21 protein-coding genes and 1 rRNA gene are annotated in these 22,052 nt (G+C 31.1%); 5 read left to right on the top strand and 17 right to left on the bottom strand.

The window, feature by feature from the left end; genetic code table 11:
* Positions 1–32 precede the first annotated feature (32 nt).
* Together ACWI69_RS08550 and ligA are read right to left on the bottom strand one after the other, a co-directional pair.
* On the bottom strand, positions 33–1,109 hold the full coding sequence (locus tag ACWI69_RS08550; protein WP_448821423.1) for a succinylglutamate desuccinylase/aspartoacylase family protein: 1,077 nt from the start codon (positions 1,107–1,109) through the stop codon (positions 33–35).
* A 168-nt stretch (positions 1,110–1,277) separates the two neighbouring features.
* On the bottom strand, positions 1,278–3,326 hold the full coding sequence (gene ligA, locus ACWI69_RS08545) for an NAD-dependent DNA ligase LigA (RefSeq protein WP_448821422.1): 2,049 nt from the start codon (positions 3,324–3,326) through the stop codon (positions 1,278–1,280).
* A gap of 114 nt (positions 3,327–3,440) precedes the next feature.
* On the opposite strand from ligA, the gene ACWI69_RS08540 reads away from it, so the two are divergent.
* Complete coding sequence (locus ACWI69_RS08540) at positions 3,441–4,517, top strand: glycerol dehydrogenase (RefSeq protein WP_448821421.1); 1,077 nt, start codon at positions 3,441–3,443, stop codon at positions 4,515–4,517.
* 58 nt (positions 4,518–4,575) lie between these two features.
* Here the strand turns inward: ACWI69_RS08540 and ACWI69_RS08535 are convergent, their stop codons facing one another.
* Together ACWI69_RS08535 and ACWI69_RS08530 are read right to left on the bottom strand one after the other, a co-directional pair.
* Positions 4,576–5,700 (bottom strand): FomA family porin-like outer membrane protein, encoded by a 1,125-nt coding sequence (locus tag ACWI69_RS08535; protein WP_448821420.1) that lies wholly within the window; start codon positions 5,698–5,700, stop codon positions 4,576–4,578.
* Between the two features lie 257 nt (positions 5,701–5,957).
* On the bottom strand, positions 5,958–7,139 hold the full coding sequence (locus ACWI69_RS08530; protein ID WP_448821419.1) for an ROK family protein: 1,182 nt from the start codon (positions 7,137–7,139) through the stop codon (positions 5,958–5,960).
* A 312-nt stretch (positions 7,140–7,451) separates the two neighbouring features.
* Here ACWI69_RS08530 and ACWI69_RS08525 point away from each other — a divergent pair, with 312 nt between their 5' ends.
* Entirely contained in the window at positions 7,452–7,727 is a 276-nt protein-coding gene (locus tag ACWI69_RS08525; protein WP_448821418.1) for a hypothetical protein, read from the top strand.
* Between the two features lie 33 nt (positions 7,728–7,760).
* Here ACWI69_RS08525 and pcp read toward each other — a convergent pair whose 3' ends face one another.
* From pcp to secA, 11 genes are read right to left on the bottom strand one after another with little or no spacing between them, the layout of a single operon-like run.
* Positions 7,761–8,402: a pyroglutamyl-peptidase I gene (pcp, locus tag ACWI69_RS08520; protein WP_448821417.1), complete on the bottom strand. Its 642-nt coding sequence runs from the start codon at positions 8,400–8,402 to the stop codon at positions 7,761–7,763.
* A gap of 18 nt (positions 8,403–8,420) precedes the next feature.
* Positions 8,421–9,338, bottom strand: coding sequence for a DUF979 domain-containing protein (locus ACWI69_RS08515; protein ID WP_448821416.1), 918 nt, complete (start codon positions 9,336–9,338; stop codon positions 8,421–8,423).
* Positions 9,339–9,351: 13 nt separating this feature from the next.
* The gene (locus ACWI69_RS08510) at positions 9,352–10,014 is read right to left on the bottom strand and encodes a DUF969 domain-containing protein (RefSeq protein ID WP_448821415.1); all 663 of its coding nucleotides are present in this window, start codon (positions 10,012–10,014) and stop codon (positions 9,352–9,354) included.
* Positions 10,011–10,892 carry an Hsp33 family molecular chaperone HslO gene (gene hslO / locus ACWI69_RS08505; protein WP_448821414.1) on the bottom strand — a complete coding sequence of 294 codons (882 nt, stop codon included), beginning with the start codon at positions 10,890–10,892 and terminating at the stop codon, positions 10,011–10,013. Before hslO ends, ACWI69_RS08510 begins: the two co-directional genes overlap by 4 nt.
* Positions 10,893–10,902: 10 nt before the next feature.
* Positions 10,903–11,400, bottom strand: a complete 498-nt coding sequence (locus ACWI69_RS08500; RefSeq protein ID WP_448821413.1) for a helix-hairpin-helix domain-containing protein — start codon at positions 11,398–11,400, stop codon at positions 10,903–10,905.
* Position 11,401: 1 nt separating this feature from the next.
* Positions 11,402–12,802: a coproporphyrinogen III oxidase gene (locus tag ACWI69_RS08495; protein ID WP_448821412.1), complete on the bottom strand. Its 1,401-nt coding sequence runs from the start codon at positions 12,800–12,802 to the stop codon at positions 11,402–11,404.
* A 16-nt stretch (positions 12,803–12,818) separates the two neighbouring features.
* Positions 12,819–13,622, bottom strand: a complete 804-nt coding sequence (locus ACWI69_RS08490; RefSeq protein ID WP_448821411.1) for an undecaprenyl-diphosphate phosphatase — start codon at positions 13,620–13,622, stop codon at positions 12,819–12,821.
* An 11-nt stretch (positions 13,623–13,633) separates the two neighbouring features.
* Positions 13,634–14,629 carry an ADP-glyceromanno-heptose 6-epimerase gene (rfaD, locus tag ACWI69_RS08485; RefSeq protein WP_448821410.1) on the bottom strand — a complete coding sequence of 332 codons (996 nt, stop codon included), beginning with the start codon at positions 14,627–14,629 and terminating at the stop codon, positions 13,634–13,636.
* Positions 14,626–15,480, bottom strand: a complete 855-nt coding sequence (locus tag ACWI69_RS08480; RefSeq protein WP_448821409.1) for a PHP domain-containing protein — start codon at positions 15,478–15,480, stop codon at positions 14,626–14,628. The genes rfaD and ACWI69_RS08480 overlap by 4 nt, the downstream gene beginning before the upstream one ends.
* A gap of 55 nt (positions 15,481–15,535) precedes the next feature.
* Positions 15,536–16,273 (bottom strand): hypothetical protein, encoded by a 738-nt coding sequence (locus ACWI69_RS08475; RefSeq protein WP_448821408.1) that lies wholly within the window; start codon positions 16,271–16,273, stop codon positions 15,536–15,538.
* Positions 16,274–16,282: 9 nt separating this feature from the next.
* Entirely contained in the window at positions 16,283–18,904 is a 2,622-nt protein-coding gene (secA, locus tag ACWI69_RS08470; protein ID WP_448821407.1) for a preprotein translocase subunit SecA, read from the bottom strand.
* Positions 18,905–19,092: 188 nt separating this feature from the next.
* On the opposite strand from secA, the gene ACWI69_RS08465 reads away from it, so the two are divergent.
* Positions 19,093–20,121, top strand: a complete 1,029-nt coding sequence (locus ACWI69_RS08465; protein ID WP_448821406.1) for a YeiH family protein — start codon at positions 19,093–19,095, stop codon at positions 20,119–20,121.
* Between the two features lie 10 nt (positions 20,122–20,131).
* On the opposite strand, the gene gmhB is transcribed toward ACWI69_RS08465, so the two are convergent.
* A complete protein-coding gene (gene gmhB, locus ACWI69_RS08460) occupies positions 20,132–20,692 on the bottom strand; it encodes a D-glycero-beta-D-manno-heptose 1,7-bisphosphate 7-phosphatase (protein ID WP_448821405.1) in 561 nt (186 codons plus the stop codon).
* Positions 20,693–20,798: 106 nt separating this feature from the next.
* Between gmhB and ACWI69_RS08455 the strand changes: the two genes are divergently transcribed.
* Positions 20,799–21,197: a hypothetical protein gene (locus tag ACWI69_RS08455; RefSeq protein WP_448821404.1), complete on the top strand. Its 399-nt coding sequence runs from the start codon at positions 20,799–20,801 to the stop codon at positions 21,195–21,197.
* Positions 21,198–21,206: 9 nt separating this feature from the next.
* On the top strand, positions 21,207–21,917 hold the full coding sequence (locus tag ACWI69_RS08450; RefSeq protein ID WP_448821403.1) for a sulfite exporter TauE/SafE family protein: 711 nt from the start codon (positions 21,207–21,209) through the stop codon (positions 21,915–21,917).
* 27 nt (positions 21,918–21,944) lie between these two features.
* On the opposite strand, the gene rrf is transcribed toward ACWI69_RS08450, so the two are convergent.
* Positions 21,945–22,052: ribosomal RNA gene (gene rrf / locus ACWI69_RS08445) — 5S ribosomal RNA — on the bottom strand; the annotation flags it as partial.

Genomic DNA, 22,052 nt, shown 5'->3' with positions numbered 1-22,052 from the left:
TTATTGATACGAATGAGGTTTATTTTTTATGATTAATTTTTCTTTGAATCTACCTTATAAGCTACTCTTCCAACAGTATAACCTTTTTCAAAGAATGGGTAATCTCTTAAAGAAGCCACTATCCCAGATTTATCTGTCCTGTATTCTGCAATAACATTTCCAAAATTATCATAACCAACAGCGACTATATCTCCAACTTTAACTTTGTCATTTAACTTAACTTTATATTCAACCATTCCTGCATTTTCAGCGGATATTCTATTCCATTCGTTAACAAACTCTGGCTTTTTTTTATTTTTTATCGTTCCCTTCATATTTCCAGAATAAACAAGAGTATTCATCACCCCATCTACAGCTCTATCTACTAATTCAGGTTCAATTTTTGTTCCAGTACCAACTTCATAAGTTATGGCTGGTACTCCAAACTTTAAATACGCATCTTCAACAGCTCCTTCAGTACCTTCAAGTTCTATTTTGGCAATATCTGCTCCAGATATTTCAGCCATTTTCTTAACTTTAGCATTATTGTCTGTTAAATATATAAGAAACGGAAATTTTGTGGCTCCACCAGTATGCATATCTATTGCAAAATCAGCATTTGGTTTAAGTATATCCTCCCAAAGTTTTTTAGAATAAATCTCTTCCGAATAAGTATCGTCTCCAGCATCAATTCCTCTATTCAAGTTTGTACTTGACGGATATCTTCCTGTTGAAAGATAATTTCTAGAATTAGATAGAATTCCAGGAATATTGAGCATATGAACTATCGTTACAGTTCCATTGATATTTTTAGAAGTAAGCTTACCCTTAACTTTATTAAGAGCTAAAATAGAATTAATCTCATCTCCGTGAACACCTGAAGTTAACATAAACTTTGGTCCAGGATTTTTTCCTTTAATTACTGTTACTGGAACATAATATGGTTGCCCTATACTATTTTCCGTAAGTTTCATAAACAATTCATACTTACCAGGTTGTAAATCATCAACATCCAATGATGATATAACTTGCTTATTTTTAAACCTTTCCCCTGTCACAACAGTTTTAGCCATAGAAACAGTTACAGTTGATAAAAATAACGATCCTAAAATTAATTTTCTAATAAACATAATCCCCCCTAAATATTATAACATACTTAAATAAGTAATAGGAGTATACCCTAGGATAAATAAGAAATCAACAAAGATAAAAAAATAACTAAATTATTTAACAATTTTGAACCAAAAAATATTTTTAAAACTACTGATTTTAGCTCTATAAAAATCATAATTTTTTTACTATTTAGTTAATTCTATAAACTCATCCTCTGTTAAAATGTTTATTGTTCCAATCTCTTTTGCCTTTGTTAACTTACTTCCAGCATCCTCTCCAACAATTAAATAATCCAATTTTTTACTTACAGATGAAAGATTTATTCCGCCCAAGGATTCTATCAAATCTTTAATTTCCTCTCTTTTAAATTTTTGTAGTTTTCCTGTAAATAGAAATGTTTTTCCTAAAAGTTTACCGTTTTCAACCGTTTTTTTATCAATCTCCTCATCTTTTTTTCCAAAATTCACCCCATATTTTTGTAACTTCCTTATTATTTCCATTGATTTTTCATCTCTAAAAAATTTATAAACAGATTCAGCGACTTTATCTCCAATACCATCAATTTCCAAAAGTTCCTCTTTTGTCATTTGGGACAATCTATCTATATTCTTGCTTTTCTTTGCTAAAACATTACCTAAAAATTTTCCAACAAAAGGTATTCCTAAAGCATACAACGTTTTAGAGTATGGTCTCTCTTTACTTTTTTCTATTGAAGCCAAAAGTTTTTCTACACTTTTCTCTCCCATTTTATCCAGTTCCATAAGCTCCTCTTTATACTTTGCTAAACTATATATATCTGTAATATCCTTTATATAATTAAGTTCTAACATTCTCGCTACAATCTTACTTCCAAATCCCCCTATATTCATTCCATCTCTCGATACAAAATATTCAATGCTCCCTTGTATAATTGCTGGACACTCAGAGTTTACGCATTTTAAATCAACTAGTCCATCCTCTTTCTCCAAAATTGATCCGCACTCTGGGCAGGATGTTGGAGGAGTAACCTCTTTTTCTTCACCAGTTCTAACCTCTTTTACAGAACTTATAACTTGTGGAATAATTTCAGCAGCTTTTTCTATAAATACTCTATCCCCTATTCTAATATCTTTTCTTAAAATCTCATCTATATTGTGCAAACTAGCTCTTTTAACTCTACTTCCAGATAATTCAACTTCTTCTAACTCAGCTACTGGAGTCACTTTTCCAGTTCTTCCCACTTGCCAAGTTATATTTAAAAGCTTAGTTGTAACCTGCTTTGCCGGAAATTTATAAGCTATAGCCCATCTTGGGCTTTTCGTTGTATAACCAACATCATCCCATAGAGCAATATTATTTAATTTTATTACTAGTCCATCTGTTTCAAAATCTAACTTTTCTCTCTCTTCCTCCCAGTAGGCAATTCTTTTTTCCATAATGGTTAAATCATCTATTACTTCAGCTACCTTTGTTGTTTTTATTCCAACTCTCTCCAAGTAATCCAAACTCTCTTTATGAGTTTTAAATCCATATTTTAAAGGCTCAACTAAATAATAAAAATATGCATCCAAGCCTCTTTCTCTAACAATTTCTGAATCCAACTGTCTTAGAGTTCCACTGGCTGCATTTCTTGGATTAGCAAATATGTCCTCTTCGTTTGCCAGTCTTTCTTCATTTAATTTTTCAAATTGACTCAAAGGTAAAACAATTTCACCTCTGACCTCCAAATCAATATTCTCTTTTAAATAGTTAGGAATTGTATCGATAGCTAAGATATTTTCTGTTACATCTTCCCCTTCTATTCCATCCCCTCTCGTCACTGCCCTCACAAGTTCTCCCTTTTCATATGTAACACTTATGCTAGCTCCATCTAATTTTAACTCAAGAACATACTCCAACTTTTCATGTTTATATTCAAGATTTTTCTCTATTCTCTCTGTAAAAGCAATCACATCTTCTATATTGTATGAATTATTTAAACTTAACATAGGTTTTTTATGAATAACTTTTTTAAATTTTGATTCTTTTAAATCAATAGCTCCTACGTGTTTTGTCGGAGATATCTCCACTTTAAGCTCTGGATACTCTCTTTCTAACTTTTCCAACTCTTTTAAAAGATTATCAAATTCAAAATCTGAAACTATAGACTCATTTTTAGTATAATAATAGTAATTATAACGCTCTATCTCTTTCCTCAATTTATCTATTCTTTTTTTTGGCTCATTCTCTTCAATTGCATCAAAAAGTTTCAGCATCTTCCACCATCCTTTTTTATTAGATTATACCACTTTTCTATTTACAAATTAAGAGTTTAATGGTAATAAATATGTATTGAAGTTCTTTTTATTAAAGATTGTGGAGGTACTAATATGGAAAACATTATTTTATCACCGAGTAAATATATTCAAGGAGCTAACTCTTTAAGCAATATTGCAAAATATGCAAAAAAAAATGCTTTTATTATTGCTGATAATTTTGTCATGAGCATCACTGAGAATACCATAAAAGACAGTTTTAAAAAAGAAAACTTAGTTGCTACTTTTGAAATTTTCAATGGAGAGTGTTCAAAAACTGAGATTAATAGATTGAAAAAAATTCTAAAAGAAAAAAAATCTGAAATTGTTATTGGAGTCGGTGGTGGAAAAACTCTAGATACTGCCAAAGCTCTTTCCTATTATTCAAATCTTCCTGTTATAATTGTTCCTACCATTGCATCTACTGATGCTCCTTGTAGTGCATTATCTGTTCTTTACACAGATGATGGCATTTTTGATGAATATCTTATTTTACCTAATAATCCTGATATAGTTTTAATGGATACTGAAATCATTGCTAAGGCTCCCGCTAGACTTTTGGCGAGTGGAATGGGAGATGCTTTAGCCACATACTTTGAAGCTAGAGCTTGTGAACAATCTGGAGCTTTAAACATGGCAGGTGGACTCCCTACTAAAGCTGCTCTGGCTCTAGCTAAACTATGCTTTGATACACTTATAGCGGATGGAGAAAAAGCTATGTTTGCTGCACAAAAATGTGCCTGTACAAAAGCTGTAGAAAATATTATCGAAGCAAATACATATCTAAGTGGAATTGGTTTTGAAAGTGGAGGACTTGCTGCTGCTCATGCTATTCACAATGGATTAACTGCTCTAGAAGAGTGCCACGAGTTCTATCATGGAGAGAAAGTAGCTTTTGGTACTTTAGTTCAATTATTTCTTGAGAATGCACCTATGGATGAAATTGATGAAGTTCTATTCTTCTGTAAAAATATTGGATTACCTACATCTTTACAAGATTTAGGTATCAATTCTATTGAAAGGGAAAAACTTTTGGAAGTCGCTAAACTAGCTTGTGCTCCAGGTGAAACAATTCATAATATGCCTTTTGAAGTCACTCCTGAAAAAGTTTTGGCCGCTATTTTGGCTGCTGACAATTACGGAGGATATTAAATCGTTGTAATAAAAATAAAACCCTTGGAATAAATCCAGGGGTTTTTTATTACATCTATTAGAATGTTGTTTTCATTCCTACGTATGCAAGTGGTTGCCATCTCCAGTGAGAAGCTGAATCTTGAGCTGTGTTACTCCAGTTTCTATACTCTGCTCCAACTCCAGCGTTTACCGCAAAGTTTTCTGTCACTTTATACTCAGCATCTAAAGTTAGCAATGCGTATAAACTATAAGTTGTTTTAGCTGATTTAGAAATTTTTCCAGTAGTCTGATTTTTTGTATATTTGTCATACTGTCCAAATACATATGGGTCATATCCACCCTCAAAATTAAAGTCTATTCCATACTTATCTGTTGAGTATAACGCAACATTTCTATATAAATAAATCTCCCACTCTGCTACAAATTCTTTATCTTTTCTACCTGTTAATGTATTTGTTGTTAAATCTACATCTTTATAGAAGTCTTGTCCATAGAAGTTCTGATTTAAGTAGATTGTACCATCCCAAGTAAATCCTAATGGTAAGTTACCTGCATATTCGATATCCATACCGATAGTGTTCATATAATCAGATCCACCATCTTCTGGGAATGAATGGTATACTTTTGGAGCAAATAATAACTTACTTAACAGTGCTCCTTCATTTTTATATGCTGTAAATCTTGCTTGGTACTCTAAATTTTGAGAATCATTCTCTTCATCTCTATACTGTACTCTTGAAGTGAACCAATCATTATGTTGATAATATGCTCTTAATCTTGTCTCAGTTCCATTTTTAGAGTTTTTATAATTACCATCATTTCTTTCTAAATTATTATAATCTCTAATTCTTCCCTCTAACTTGAAGTTTTCAGTTGCTTGAATACCAAAAGTTGTCTCAAGTCTAGAGTAGTTATTAGCTCCTCTATTCCATGTATCTTGATTGTCGTCAGATGCAGGAGCTCCATTTGCATCTCTTGTTATTTTATCTCCATGCCCCTCTGTTTCACCATAAGCTTTATATTGTAATCCCACATATCCTGTTGGTTTAAATACTGGTGCAACTACAACCTCCTCAACTACAGGTTCAGCTACAACTATAACCTCTTTTGATACTTCAACTGGCGCTACAACAACCTCTTTGGCTTGAACCGCAGTTCCTACAACAAGTAAAGATCCTAAAAAAAGTGCTAATTTTTTCATAAAATCCCCTCCGATTTTTAATTGTGTTATTAAAAAATAATTTTTCTAAGTAAAAAATATCTCTTTCCACTGTATTCTTTATACAATATTTTTTAAAATTTGTAAACATAATTTTTCCAAGTAAATTATTTTTTTGTTTGTTTATGAACTATAACCCCTTATTATTAAAAGAAAAGTCCATTTTTATATTTTTATTTTAATTTTACTACATGAAATTATTTTATAAAAAAAAGAGATAGTTTTCTATCTCTTAAAAATTACTCTTCTAAATTATCTTGAAAATTGTAATTATAAAAAATATAATTTATTGGTAGAAAGGATGTTATTAACTCCTCTCTTTCAAAATGTTTATCTAAAACTATAAGTTTTTCATGAACTTCCCCTAGTTGAAACTCCTGTAAATACATTTTTAAGTAACTTAGAAAAAGTGTACTTTTAAAAACTCTTCCAGAAAGTAAAAATACATCTAATGGGAGTAAATTGTTGTGATTAATCATAAGTATTGCAATATATCTTGCTACTTTTCTAAGAGCCTTGCACTCTGTAATCTCTCCTCCTTCTGCCCTTTTTATAAACTCTTCAAAACTCATATTCTCATACTTTTCAACTATACGAGTAGAATGATTATTTTCTTTTAAAATCTCTTCATATATATTTTGAGGCGAAACCATTGTATCAAAGCATCCTTTTTTCTTACAAACTTCACAATAAACATCTGAATTAGGCTCTATTATAAAGTGTCTGGTCCCCATTGATCTATAATGGGAGATAGCAGGATTTACAAGTTTGCTATCTATAACAATAGCACTTCCCCTTTTTTCTCCATATTTAACTAGGAAAAAATTCTTGTATGTTGGATTTAAAAAAGCTTCATATAGTGCTTCTGCTCTAATTTCTGTTTCAACAAATACATATCCTGAAAACTTTTCCATAATTATTTTTTTCAAAGGTGAAAAGCTATCTTCTTTAAATAGGTCTATTGATTTTTTTAGAATAAATTTGCTCGTTACAACTATGCCTACCCCTAAAATTTTTTCAGATAAAACTTTATTCGCTTTTACAAGTTTATCAATAAATTCAAGCAAAGATTTTAAATACTCATCAAAGTCTCCATTATAATTATTTTTGAACTTTAATTCATCTAAAATATCATTTTTTAAATTCGTCAAAATAACTTTTGTAAACTCTTCTTCTATTAATACACCTATCGAACAAAATCTTTCATAGTTTATTACTAAAAGATTTCTTTTTCTATTATTTTCATCTACATATTTCTTTTCAATAAGTATATTGTCTCCAAGCAGTTTTTTAGAAATTTTTGTTAAAGCAGCTGGTGAAACCATTATGTTCTCAGCAATTTCTAGTTTATTAGACCCGCCACACCGATTGATAAATTTTAATAAATTTGTAATATTTTTATTTTGACTTTTAAAATCCATCCTCAACTCCTTCACTTTTTTATTGACAAACCCATTTTTTTAATGTATATTTTACCTAGTAAAACAATTTGTATATTTTTAAAGATATTTTTTTACTAAATTAAATAAAATCTTATATCTTTATTTGATTATATCATAAGTTGATAATAAGGTGCTAAACTTATTATATAAAATAGCCAACAACCCTCCAGTTGATTGGTTAAAAACCCGTTTTAAGAAGAGATGTCCCGTCATCTCTTCTTTTTATTTCTATTGCTTTTTTATTTTTTTTTGTTACAATTTTAGTATCTTAAAATATTTTAGGAGGTATATATGAAAATTAAACCTATTGGAAAAAGAGTTCTTATTAAAACTGTAAATCCAGAAGAAAAAACATCCACAGGTATCATATTAATACAAAATAATGAGGAAAAAAATTATAGGATTGGTGAAATAGTATCTTTAAGTTCTAACTCTGAAGTAAACTCGTTATTTCATATTAGTGACAAAGTTATCTTCTCCAAAAAATCCGGAATTAAAATTAATAACTCTTCCAATGACTACATTCTATTGGATTTAGATGAAATTCTTGGAATTATTGAAGATTAATAGAAAAACCCATCTAATGATGGGTTTTTTCTATTAAAACTCCTTACCACCTGAAATTTTAATATCAAATTTATATTTATTTAAAGCTTGAACAGCACATTCCAAAGCTTTTGTTATAGTTGTAACTTCCATATATGGTGTGTTTTTCTTATCGATAACTTGCTCTGTTATATAGGGAACATGAATAAACCCACCCTTTATTTCTAAATTATTTTTTGAGATATAATAAAGCAATGAATACATTATATGATTACATACATATGTTCCCGCTGTATTTGAAACTGAAGCAGGTATTTTTTCTGACCTTATCTCTTCGACAATACCTTTGATTGGAAGAGTTGCAAAATATGCATTTTCTCCATCTTCATAGATAGGAGAATCTATAGGTTGATATCCCTCATTGTCTGGAATTCTACCATCATCTATGTTAATTGCCACTCTTTCAACCGATATATCATATCTTCCACCAGCTTGCCCTATACATATAACAACATCTGGTTTATGCTCAACTATTCCATCAAAAAGTTTTTTAGCTGACTTTTTAAAAACTGTAGGTATTTGTAATTTTACTACCTCTATGCCATCTATACTATCCTTCATTGCTTTTACTGCTTCCCACGCTGGATTTACACTCTCTCCTCCAAATGGATCAAAACCTGTTATTAAAACTTTCACTACATTACCTCCTAAAAATTAAAATGCTAAGAAATACATAAGCACAATATGTATTGCAAGAAGAGGTACTGCTACACCCACTTGCTTTGATATTACTCCATTTTTATTTTTCATCTCCAATATAGACGCTGGGACTATATTGAAGTTAGCTGCCATTGGTGTCAATAAAGTTCCACAAAACCCTGCTGTCAAACCAAGAGCTCCAACAACTGCAGGATTACCACCTTGAGCTATAACAAATGGATATCCTATCCCTGCTGTTATAACTGCAAATGCTGCGAATCCATTTCCCATAATCATTGTAAATATAGCCATTGCTAAACAATAGATGGTTACTCCCGCTAGTACACTTCCTTCTGAAACAACACTTCCCATTAAGCTAGCGATTACGGCACCAACTCCCGCCTTAGAAAATACAGAACCTAAAGAACCTAGAAGTTGCGGTAAAATAACTGTCGGTCCCATCTGCTGTAAAATTCTACTTGAATCATAGGGAATTTTATTAAATTGCTCTTTTGTTACTATCATAGTGACAATTAAAGCTACAATCGCTCCTATCCCTAGCCCAACTAAACCTCCTAATTTTGTAAATTGAGCTATTGAAAATGCTACAACTCCTATTAAACCCGCTGGAACAAACAACATATTCCCAATCTTTTTAGCTTGTTTCTCTCTAAACTCCTCTGTACTTGTAGTAAATAAAGCAAGTGAAACAGATTTCGTAGCACTTAAAGCTCCCATTACTAAAAGCAATCCTCCTATTATAGCCGGACTCACATAAGGTCCACCTATAAACAGAAAACTAAATATGAACCAAAATGCTGCCGATCCTAATCTTTTAGGATTATTTTTATCTAAAAATGAATATATACCGCTTACAAATAAAATAATTCCGCAAAGTATATACATAATTTCCAATAATACATTTACATCCATTAAATTTTGCCTCCTACTTTGCTCTTAACTTCTTGATTTTTCTATCTAAACGATAGTATTGAAAATATGCTAATACTAAAGCTATAAGTGCCACTGGTATTGAAGCCTTTGCTACATTATATGCTTCAACTTTTACACCCAGCTCTTGCAAAGTTCCAACTATTAAAAGAACCCCTGATGATGCCACGAAAACATTTTGACCAAAAAAGTTTGCATAATTTTCTGAAGCATTAGTTATGCCTTTTAAATCTTCATCTAATGACTCAGACACTATCCCATCTTTTTCAATAGCTCCTTTTACCATAGGATAAATCAACGGTCTTATAAATTGAACGTGCCCTCCTATTCTCATTGATAAAACTGCTGCTAACATTCTCACAGTCACATATATTGATAATACTTTACCCGCTGTTGCACCCTTTAATTTAGATATACAAATTGATGCTCTTTCTCTTAGACCATTTCTTTCCAATATCCCTACCACAGAAAGAGTTAATAATAATAATGTCATATATCTAGTCTGAACAAACGCTGTTCCCAAAATATTTAAAACCTCAACAAAATCAATCCCTGCAACAAGTCCAGTTGCTATTCCTGCTATTAAAACAACAGCTATCGTATCTAATTTGATTATAAATCCAATTAGAATAATTAACACTCCAATCAATTTAATCACAGTATCTCACCCAAATCCTCTCTTTTAAACGAATATCTTTTTCCACAAAAATGGCACTCCGCTTCAACCTCTCCTCTTTCAGCTAATATTTCCTCTAATTGCTCTTTTCCCAAAGTTATAATCCCCTTATAGAATTTTTCTCTATCACAATTACAATTATATTTAATCTCTTTTGAATCTAAAATTTCATATGGTTCTATTAACTTTTCATGAGTTTCATCATTCATATCCTCATATAGAAGATGTAAAATTCTTTCTAAATCCATTCCACCTTTGAATAACTCTGTGACATTTCTAATCGCTTCAATTTTTTTCTCTAACTCTACTATAAAACTTTCCTCCGCATCCGGTAAAAGTTGAATCATATAACCACCAGCTGATCTCACAGTTGTTTCATTTTCTAAATCTACTCCCAAAGCAATCACTGTCGGCGTTTGCTCTGAAGTCACATAATAGTAGGCTATATCATAAGCAATTTCTCCACTTTCTATTGTTGAAACTCCCACATAAGGATCCTTTAATCCCAAATCTTTAATAACATTTAAAGTTCCTTTTCCTACCAATTCTTGCACATTCGGTTGACCATTCTCTTTCGCAGGTAAATCTACTTCTGGATTTGAAACATATCCCTTCACTCCATCTTTATCCACTGTTACTACCATACTTGATAACAATCCATCCGTCATAGTTCTAAGTGTCAGTACATCATTTCCTTTTAAGGTTGCTCCCATCATAACTCCCGCAGAAAGGAGTCTTCCAAATGCAGATATAGCAGTTGGACTACACCTATGAATATTTAACGCCTCTTGTACAATATCCTTTGTATCCACAAGAACAAATCTTGCATTTTTGCTTATTCCTCTGATTAACCTACTCATTCTTCTCACCTCAATAATCAATATAGTCTTTTAAATCCTCATATTTTTTAACAGAAATAATTTTTTTTAATTCTAAATTATTTCTTATAATACTATTTTTCTGATATTTTCTAATATTTTGTACCTCTTTTTTACTAAAACCATAATATGTTAAAGTTATATCATCTACTTTATTGATATTAAATCTATTTAATTTAACCTCTTGTGGTTTCTTAAATTTCAATTTTAGTTTTTCGTAAGTTTTCTTTCCAATTCCGGGTATTCTAGTCAGTTCATCTAACTTTCTATATCCACCAACTATGTCTCTATACTCTAGTATCTTATCTACATAACTTTGAGATATTCCACTTTTTAGCATATCCCCTTTACTTGCTCTATTAATATCTAAAAGTAAATTTTGAGTGTCCAAGGTGTTTTTACTCTCAATAATTTTAAATTCGCTATCTATCATCCCATAGGAAAATATCGATATCAATAAAATTAAAATTGAAAAAATTAACTTTTTCATACTATATCTCCTTGGAAAAAAGTTCTATTTTCTTGTTATGCCTTATTTTCATCTCTGCGATATATAGTGCTGGATCTTTTGGATTGACTAGTCTCTCAATTTGGTCAATAACCTCACTCTCTCTATGGATAATCTTACTTATCGCTCCACCACCAAGTCCCATAGTCTGCTGGTTTTCCTCTATCATCTCAATATTGAATCTAGATTCAAATCCTGGAATAGAATATCCTACATTTTCTCCCCAATCTAAACTATTTTTTTGACGATACATATAATAAGGTTCCATTCCTTTTCTTTTTACAAGTTCATCTATTGCATTTTCGACTAATAATCTCTCAACTTCAGATTCTTCAAAATTTTCATGATATAAGGGAGAACCCTTCTTTTTAGCCAATACATGGACTGTTAAGTTTTCAATTTCATATTTTTCTACTTCCTTTAAAGTTTCCAATATATCTTCAACACTTTCACCAGGTAATCCCAATATCAAATCCATATTTAAAATAAAACCGATTTCTTTTATATCTCTATACACCTCATCAAAGTGTCCTCTATTGAAAGTTCTATTTAGCTCTTTTAAGGTTTGTTCCTTGAATGTTTGAGGATTTAAACTTACTCTATCTACACCGTACACTTTAAGAATCTCCAACTTTTTTCTCGTTATAGCATCCTCTCTTCCAGCTTCAAAAGTAAATTCTTTTAAATTTGAAAGATCGATATTTTTATGAATTGCTTTTAATATTCTTTCAGTATCCTCTTCGCTTAAAATACTTGGTGTCCCACCACCTATATACAAAGATTCATATTTATAACCTTTATTTTTTGAAAGTTCACCCACAAGTTCAATCTCTTCCAAAAGAGTTTCTACAAACTTCGGATAAAAACGTCCTAAACTACTATTTATTTCGTAGGATGCAAAAGAACAATATCTACATTTAGATGGACAAAAAGGAATCCCTATATACATATTCATTGCATCTTTATTTAATAATCTCTCTTCTGTTTCAATTACTCTCATCAAAAGATCTATTTTATCAAAATTAGCAAGATACATATTATTTAAAAGTCTTTTTACTCGTTCTTTTGAAAATCCCATTTGGATAAGTCTTCTTGTCATCTTAGTAGGTCTTACACCAATTAAACTCCCCCATGGATAGCTTTTATTAAAAGCTTTCAACAGTCCGCCTTTCAACATTATTAAATTTTGATCCTCTATTATGTGCTCTAAGTTTTCCTCTTCCATAATAGCTTTTTTTCCATCTATCTCAACTTCTACAACTATCTTATTCTGTTTATAACTTACTCTACCTTTTATATCTTTACCTACTTTTTCAGGTAACATAATTCTTACAAACTCCTCTAAACTTTTTTCGCTTAGAGGAAAGTTAGTAACTATTGACACTTAAATACACCACTTCCTATTTCATTAATAATAAAACTAAAACTCCAATTATGATTCTATATATTCCAAAAGCTACAAATGTTCTCTTTTTTATATATCCCATAAACCAATTGATAACAACATATGCTACAACAAAAGAAACTATAGCTCCAACCATTAAAAGTTGCCACTCCAATGTTGTAAAATTAAGTCCATTTTTCACAAGTTTTAGCAACGTTGCACCCGCCATTGTTGGAATAGCTAAGAAGAAGGAATATTCTGCTGCTGCTGCCCTAGATACGCCTAAAAGTAATGCACCCACTATTGTTGCTCCTGAACGAGATGTTCCTGGAATCATAGCTAAACATTGAAAAAATCCAATTGTAAAAGCTAATTTATATGATATCTCTTTTATTGAAGTTATTTTCCCCTTTAATTTTCTTTTTTCAACTAGAATAAAAATAATACCATATAGAATCAACATACTTGCAACTATTGTTGTGTTTCCCATAAAAAATTCAGATATATAGTTATCAGCTAATAATCCAATGACTCCTGCTGGTAAAACTCCAACAATTATCTTTGTCCATAAAGAAAATTTTTCTCTAAATTCTTCCTTTGTTTTCACAATAGGTGTCAAATCTTTCCAAAAGTAAACTACAACTGATAAAATAGCACCAAATTGTATAATTACTAAAAAATTATCCATAAAACTTTTAGATACAAGAGGAGAGTTTATAAATCTCTCCACCAATATCATATGTCCTGTACTACTTACAGGAACAAACTCTGTCATCCCTTCTACAATTCCCAGTATAATAACTAGTAAAAATGGATTCATTTCATCTCCTCCTATAGGTAGCTATCCTCTTTTTTAAGGTACTTTACATAATCAGCTACTCCACTTTCTAAAGAATATAATTCTTTAGTATATCCCGCTTCTCTCAATTTTCGCATAGATGCTTGTGTAAAGTATTGATACTTTCCTCTTAAATCCTCTGGCATCGGAATAAACTCGATCACTTGTTCTGTCTTTAACTCAAAGTTCCCACTAGCGTTTTTCATAGTTTCCATCGATAGATCATGGAAACTTCTTGCTTCACCTGTTCCTATGTTATAAATTCCTGATGGAACTTCGTTAAACATACAAAAATATAGCATATCAACAACATCTTTGATATAAACAAAATCTCTTAACTGCTCCCCATCTCTATAGCCCTCTTTGTGAGACTTAAATAATCTAACACCACCATTTTCATTAAATTGATTAAACGTATGAAATACCATTGAAGCCATTCTTCCCTTGTGATACTCTTGTGGTCCATAGACATTAAAGAATTTAGCTCCTATCCACTGTCTTGGAGCCTTCTCCTGTTTGAATGCCCAATCATCAAAAAATTTTTTAGAATAGCCATATTTATTTAATGGCATTAATTTTTTTAATTCCTCTGGAGTTCCCTCATCACAATATCCTTGCTCTCCTCCACCGTAAGTTGCTGCAGAAGAGGCATAAACATATACAATATTTTTATCAGCACAGAACTCCCATAACTTTTTTGAATACTCATAGTTATTTTTCATCAATAGGTCTCCATCTTTTTCTGTTGTTGCTGATATAGCTCCCATATGTAAAATTGCTGTAACCCTATTTGCATTTTCCTCATTTTCAAGCCATTTAAAAAGTTCATCCCTATCACACCAATCAGCATAATCTCTCTTTCTTAAATTTAGCCACTTTTCTTCAGTTCTAAATTTATCCACAGCTAATATATCATTTATTCCCATCTCATTTAATTTCCAAATATAAGCACTACCTATAAATCCAGCCGCTCCTGTTACTATAATCATAATTCCTCCTCACTTCCTTTTTCTAATAACTCCTTTATATCCTCTTCTAAAATAGAAACGTGTCCTACGTCTACTCCCACTCTATTGCTACCATGAAAATCAGAGCCGCCAACTTTTATTAGACCTTTTTCCATAGCTAATTTTCTGTAATATTTTGTTTCTTTTGGTGTATATGAACTATATTCTACCTCTATTCCATCCAACCCCGCTTCTAAAAGAACATCCAATATTTTTTCAGTTCTTTCTCGTGAATCACAAATTAAACTGGGATGAGCTAATGCTGAAATTCCTCCACACTCTTTTATAAGCTTTATAATCTCAATGGGATCTGAGCTCCCCTTTTCAACATACACTATTCCATTTCTTCCTAAATATTGCTTAAAAGCCTCACTTTTTGAATAGACAAATCCTTTATTTATCATGACATTACATATATGAGCCCGACTTATGATAGTTCCCGTAGCTTCTTTTTCTACCTCTTCCATTGTTATTTTAAGTCCTAAACTATTTAATTTAGTGATAATTTTTTCATTTCTTTCTTTTCTAGCTGTTTTTAATTCTGTTAATTTGGATATCAATTTTTTTGATTTATCATTTAGAAAATATCCTAAAATATGAATTTCATAACCTTGATAAGAACATGAGAACTCTATTCCAGGTATAAACTTTAAACCCAATTCCTGAGCTATCTCCTTTCCTTCAGAGACACCCTCCATTGTATCATGATCTGTTATAGCAATTCCTTTTAATCCAATATATTTAGCTCTCTTTAAAAGTTCTTCCACATTATATGTCCCATCTGAATATGTTGTATGAGTATGTAAATCGTATCTTTCACTTAAATCCGTCATAAACTCCTCCTTTAAGTAAAAATGGCACCTTTATCTCTAAAGGCGCCACAATTTTTTAGTCATCCCACTTTTCTAATTTTGAAAAATACTCTGAATAGGCAAGGTATAAAGCCTTCGCGTTTATATTATTCTTCTCCAGTTTCGTTTTATCTGTTTTTTTATAAATATCATTTACTTGTATAACTCTAGGAGATACCTCTACAAAATACCATGCTTTCGAATCAAAGAACTCTCCTCTTTTTATAAACTTATTTAAAAGTTTTCTAAATCTCTTTATCTCCTTTTCTGATAAATCATTTTTTTTGGAGAATGCAACTATCTCAGCCCACTCCTCTTTTGTTGCAACTTCATTAGCTATATGATTAGATGGATTAGCCATTCTAACATAAGATTGAGCTACCATAAATTTTGCTAACCCTGCAGGATCTTTAAAATTTTCATCCTTTAAATAATACTCCCTTGGAAGTTTTTTTACAGTCTTTTCTAAAATAGAGTTAAACTGTTCTTGATCTGCTTCCGTTATCTCTCCCTTTGTTTTTAGTGAATCTAGGAATTTAACCTGTTTTTGGTCCAATTTTTGATTTCTAGCTAAATAGCTTATTGGTTGGTCTGCACCATACCAATCTTCTAACTCGGATTCTCCTATTATTACAGTACTAAATGTCTCTTCCCAATTTTTCATAGCTGTTGTATCAACTTTATACTTTTCTTGTAAATTTACATTATTTTTGTTTAGTGAACTACACGCTGTTAATACAGCTAGCATTGTAACTAGAACTATAGTTTTTTTCATTTTTCCTCCCTACACTCTTCCACAACATTTTCCGTATATTTTTCCACTTCCACACTTACAAACTGAGTCAAAATCTAGTTCCTCTTCCACTCCTGGCTCCACAACTTCCTCTTCAGGATTTTTAACAACAACTTTAAACATATATGACGTTGTTTCTGTTTTTATTGTTGATAACATTCTAGCATACATATCTCCAGATATAATTTTATACTCTACAAGCGGATCTTTTTGTCCATAAGATCTTAAATAAATCCCTTCTCTTAAAGCGTCTAAAGCTTTTAAATGCTCTCTCCATCTAGCATCCACAACCTCAAACAGAACGTATTTCTCCACTTTTCTCATAATTTCAGGAGTTATTTCCTCTTCCTTTTTCTCATACTCTGCCTCTATATCTCTATATATCTTATCCACATACTCTTCTACTGTCAAAGCCTTGTATTCATCCATATCCGTTATTTCATATCCATACTTTTCAAGAAGAGCATCTTTAACTCCGACAATATCCCATTCCTCTTTAAATTCTCCTACAAATTTTTCTACAACTATATCAGAAATACTTGATTTTAACATTCCTAAAATTGTTGCTTTTAAGTCCTCTTTTTCCAGAGCTTCATTTCTACTTGCATAGATAGCTTCTCTTTGTTTATTCATTACATCATCAAATTCAAGAAGATTTTTCCTAATTCCAAAGTTTCTTGATTCAACTTTCTTTTGAGCATTTTCAATAGCTTTATTTATCATTCTATGTTGGATAGATTCTCCTTCCGGTAATCCTAACTTCTCCATAACTCCTTGAATTCTTTCAGACCCAAACAATCTCATAAGGTCATCTTCTAAGCATAGATAAAATTCAGACGCTCCAGGATCTCCTTGTCTTCCAGCTCTACCTCTCAACTGATTATCAATTCTTCTAGATTCATGTCTTTCTGTACCTAAAATAAATAGTCCACCTGCCGCAATTACTTTTTGCTTTTCCTCTTCACACTCACTTTTATATTTATCTAAAATTACTGGATAATCTCCAGCATCTCTACTTCCTATCTCTGCAATAGCTCTAAACTCGGGGTTTCCTCCTAACATGATGTCAGTTCCTCTACCCGCCATATTTGTAGCTATTGTTACTGCCTTGTATCTTCCAGCTTGTGCTACTATCTCTGCTTCTTTTGCATGTAACTTAGCATTAAGCACATTATGTGGTATCCCTTTTTCTTTTAGTAATTCCGAAAGTTCCTCTGAACTTTTTATTGATACAGTACCTACTAAAATCGGCTGTCCTTTTGCATAAAGTTCCTCTATTCTTTTAATAATAGCGTCTGTCTTCTCCTTTTTAGTTTTATAAACTAAATCTGGAAAATCAACTCTTTGTACAGGTTTATTTGTCGGTATTACAATTACTTCCAGCCCGTATGTATGCATAAATTCTGCGGCTTCCGTTTCAGCCGTTCCTGTCATACCTGCTAATTTATCGTACATTCTAAAATAATTTTGAAGTGTTATTGAAGCTAACGTCTGATTTTCCCCAGCAACATTTACTCCCTCTTTTGCTTCAATAGCTTGGTGAAGTCCATCAGAATATCTTCTACCTTCCATAGCTCTTCCTGTAAACTCATCTATGATAACTACTTCCCCTTCTCTGATTAAGTAGTCTCTATCTTTTATAAATAGTTCTTTTGCTTTCAAAGCTTGATTTAGATAATGTGTCAACTCGACATGTTCTGGTGAATATAAATTATCTATATTTAATAACTGTTCTACTTTCTTAATTCCTTTGTCTGTTAAAACTATATTTCTTGCTTTCTCATCTACCTCATAATCTCCCCATTTTTCATCAGGAATATTCATCTCTTTTTTTGTTTTAACATCTTTTATTTTTTCTGTCTCAAAACTTCTATCTAATCTAAAAGCTACCTGACAAAAAATAGAGTACCATTTCGTTGTTTCTGAAGCTGCTCCTGATATAATTAACGGTGTTCTAGCCTCATCAATCAATATTGAATCCACCTCATCAACTATACAAAAATTTAATTGTCTTTGAACTTTGTCTTCAACTTTATTAACCATATTATCTCTTAAATAGTCAAATCCAAATTCAGAGTTTGTACCATACGTTATATCAGCCTCATAAGCAGCTTTTCTTGCTGCATTTTCCATTCCATTTACAATTACTCCCGAAGTTAACCCTAAAAAGTCATAAACCCTTCCCATTAACTCTCTATCTCTTTGAGCAAGATAATCATTGACAGTTATAACATGAACTCCCTTTCCACTTAAAGCATTTAAGTAAACTGGAGCTGTTGCAACCAATGTTTTTCCTTCCCCCGTTTTCATCTCTGTTATTTTTCCTTCATGAAGTACGATTCCACCAATTAATTGTACATCATAATGTCTCATTCCATGAACTCTCTTCGATGCTTCTCTCACAACTGCAAAAGCCTCGACTAGAATATCGTCCAACGTTTCCCCTTTTTCTAATCTTTGTCTAAATTCATAAGTTTTACCTTTTAATTCATCATCTGAAAGTTTTTCAATTTCTGGTTCTAATGAATTTATCATTGCTACTAATTTCTTGATTCTTTTGACTTCTCTGTCGTTTCTTGTACCGAAAATCTTCTTTAATAAATCTCCTAACATTCTTAACGTCCTTCCTAGCTTTATTGTGTTATTTGTTATTCAATATATTACCATAATTAGATTTATTAGTCAATTTATAGCCCATATCTATATGTTTTTGACTTGTGATTCAAAAAAAGCTGTTAATTTATATAATTTTATGTTATATTGTAATTAAAGTAACAATATATTTTAGGAGGTTTTTTGTTTTGAATATATTTAATTCTGCTAAAAAGATTATTCCTGGGCTACTACTTTGTATTTTTATTGCACAACTCGGAGTTTTTCTTGGGAAATTTGTCCCAAGTATTGGTGGAGCACCACTTGCTATTTTTTTGGGACTTATAGCTGGAAATACTTTTGCTAAATCAACTATTTTTGCTCCTGGTTCTAAATTTTCAGAAAGTGATTTACTTTCATATTCAATTGTTTTATTGGGGGGTACTTTAAGCATTAATACTATTTTACAGTTAGGATTTTCTGGTATCGCTTTCATTCTCCTACAAATGACTTTAACTATTATTTTAACTATGTTTATTGGTAAAAAATTGGGATTCTCCAAACATTTTAGAGCTCTTATGGCAAGTGGAAACGCAGTTTGTGGTTCTTCTGCAATTGGTGCTACTTCTCCTGTTATAAATGCCGAAGATAATGATAAAGGAATATCTATTACAATCGTTAACTTAACAGGAACTTTGCTTATGTTTATGCTAATCCCAATAGCTAACTATCTATATAGTTTTAAGACTTTACAAACTTCAGCACTTATCGGTGGAATTTTACAATCTGTTGGGCAAGTTATTGCTGCTGGAAGCATGATTAATCATAATATTCTTGAAATGGCAACTATTTTTAAAATCGTAAGAATCGTGTTTCTCGTTGTTGTTGTGCTTTGGCTCTCTAAAAAATTTAATAATAAAACTCTAGAAACAGATACTGAATTTTCTTTAGAAAATGAAGCATATAGTAAAAAGAAAAATAAAATAGCTATTCCTTGGTATATTACAGGTTTTTTTATTCTTTGTATACTATTTAGTTTTGGATTAATTCCTAGCGAGGTATCAAAAATATTTAAAGCGATTTCATCTAAATTTGAAATTGTTGCTCTTGCCGGTATTGGTATGAGAGTAAATATCAGTGAACTTATCAAGCAAGGTCCAAAAGCGTCGCTCTATGGACTATTGGTAGGAATAAGTCAAATTTTTATAGCTATTATTTTAATAAAAATTTTTATATAAAAAAACTGGATTACCTCCAGTTTTTATTTTTTAATATAGTAGCAATGTCTAGAAGATCTTTTCCTATTGGATATTCCCCTTTGATTTCCTCTTCTATTTTTTTACCATAACCAGTTAGAACTAAAATTGACTTCAATCCCGCTTTTTTCCCAGCTTCCAAATCCCCTTTTTTATCCCCAATCATGAAAGAATTTTCTATGTCCACATCATATTTCTCTATTCCTCTCAACAACATTCCCGGATTAGGCTTTCTACAATCACAATCAACCTTATATTTTCCAACTCCTTTTTCTGGATGATGAGGACAGTAAAAACACTCTAAAATATCTATTCCAAATTCTTTTAACTTTTCAGTCATTTGATTATTTAAAATTTTCAAATCCTCTTCAGTGGAATAGCCACGACCAATACCAGATTGATTAGTTACAACAATGAATTCATATCCTAAATCTCTTAACTCCTTTAAACCTTCTATCGCATTTTTCTCAAATTCAAAATCTTTCCATTTATGTAAATATGATTTCTCTACATTTATCGTTCCATCTCTGTCTAAAAATATAATTTTTTTCATAGGCTCTCCCTTTTCTTTTTTACATATTATATCACTCTTATAAAGGATTTTTTAGTTTATTCAGAATATAATTTATATTGTATAAAAAATAATTGGGAGGAATTTTATGAATTTAAAAGATATTATTGCTTTTATAGGTTTATTAGCTTTTATTTCAGCAATTTTAACAGTTACTGTTTTCATTCTTAACTATAAATATAAGGTATTTTTAAACAAAATTCTTGATGGTAAATTAACTCATCTTCAATTACATAAAATATTAGGTATAACAACTATTATCTTAGGAACAATACATGGTTTAGGAATGCTCTCTGCATTTCCTTCAGTTTTAAAGAAATATACCGGTCTTAGTGGTATTCTTCTTTTAAGTTTATTTTGGATTCTAGGAACACTTCCTTTTATCGTAAAAAAAGTTCCCGTAAAATGTAAAAAAAAGGTACTTATAGCACATAAAATTTTAGGTGGTGTTATATTTTTGTTTATTGTTATTCATATATCAATTTAGGGGGTAAAAATGGATACTTTGGAGATTTTACTTATGCTTGCTGTTGGAATTGGAATAGGATTTAGTTTAATGGGAATGTCCACATCAGTTCTTTTTTCTCCTATAATAGTTTCAATATATGGTTCTAGATTAGGAAATGGAATAATGTTCATTCCATTCTTAATTGCAGATTTTTATGTCTCTTATCTATATAGAAAAAACTTTGATAAAAAGATTGTTTTAAAACTTTTACCTTTTTCTGTAACAGGAATGATTGTTGCATCTATTTTTGCAAATAGTATATCAGAAGAAATTTTTAGAAAAATTATTGCAATTATTATAGTCTTTGCCAGTATTTTATTCTTTCTTAAAAAGTATGAGGATAAACTCAGTAAACTTTCATGGTTATTTGGAGTTTTCGGTGGTGCTTCCTCTTATTTAGCCAATGTCTCCGGACCTATATTCAATGTGTACCTACTTAGCTACAAGCAGGGAGAAACAGATTTTATAGGCACAAGAGCAATATTTTTCACTACCCTTAATATATTTAAATTTTTCATGTATCTGTTCATATTTAAAAATATCAATACATTTACTTTAATTAGAGGGTCCATTGCAATTCCCACAATTTTTTTAGGAGTATTTTTGGCCAAACAACTTTTAAAAAGAATGGACCAAAAAATATTTAGTTTAATAATTGTTTTATTGGGGCTTATAGTAGCAATAAAAATGCTACTATAGGCATTTTTTTTACAAAAAATAAAAAAAGATTGGCAACTTCCTATCCTCCCAGGGGGCTGCCCCCCAAGTACTTTCAGCGTTTATGGGCTTAACTTCCAGGTTCGAAATGTTACTGGGTGTACCTCCATAGCTATC

The organism is Cetobacterium sp. (assembly GCF_977044495.1).
This window is presented reverse-complemented; position numbering and strand designations above follow the sequence as displayed.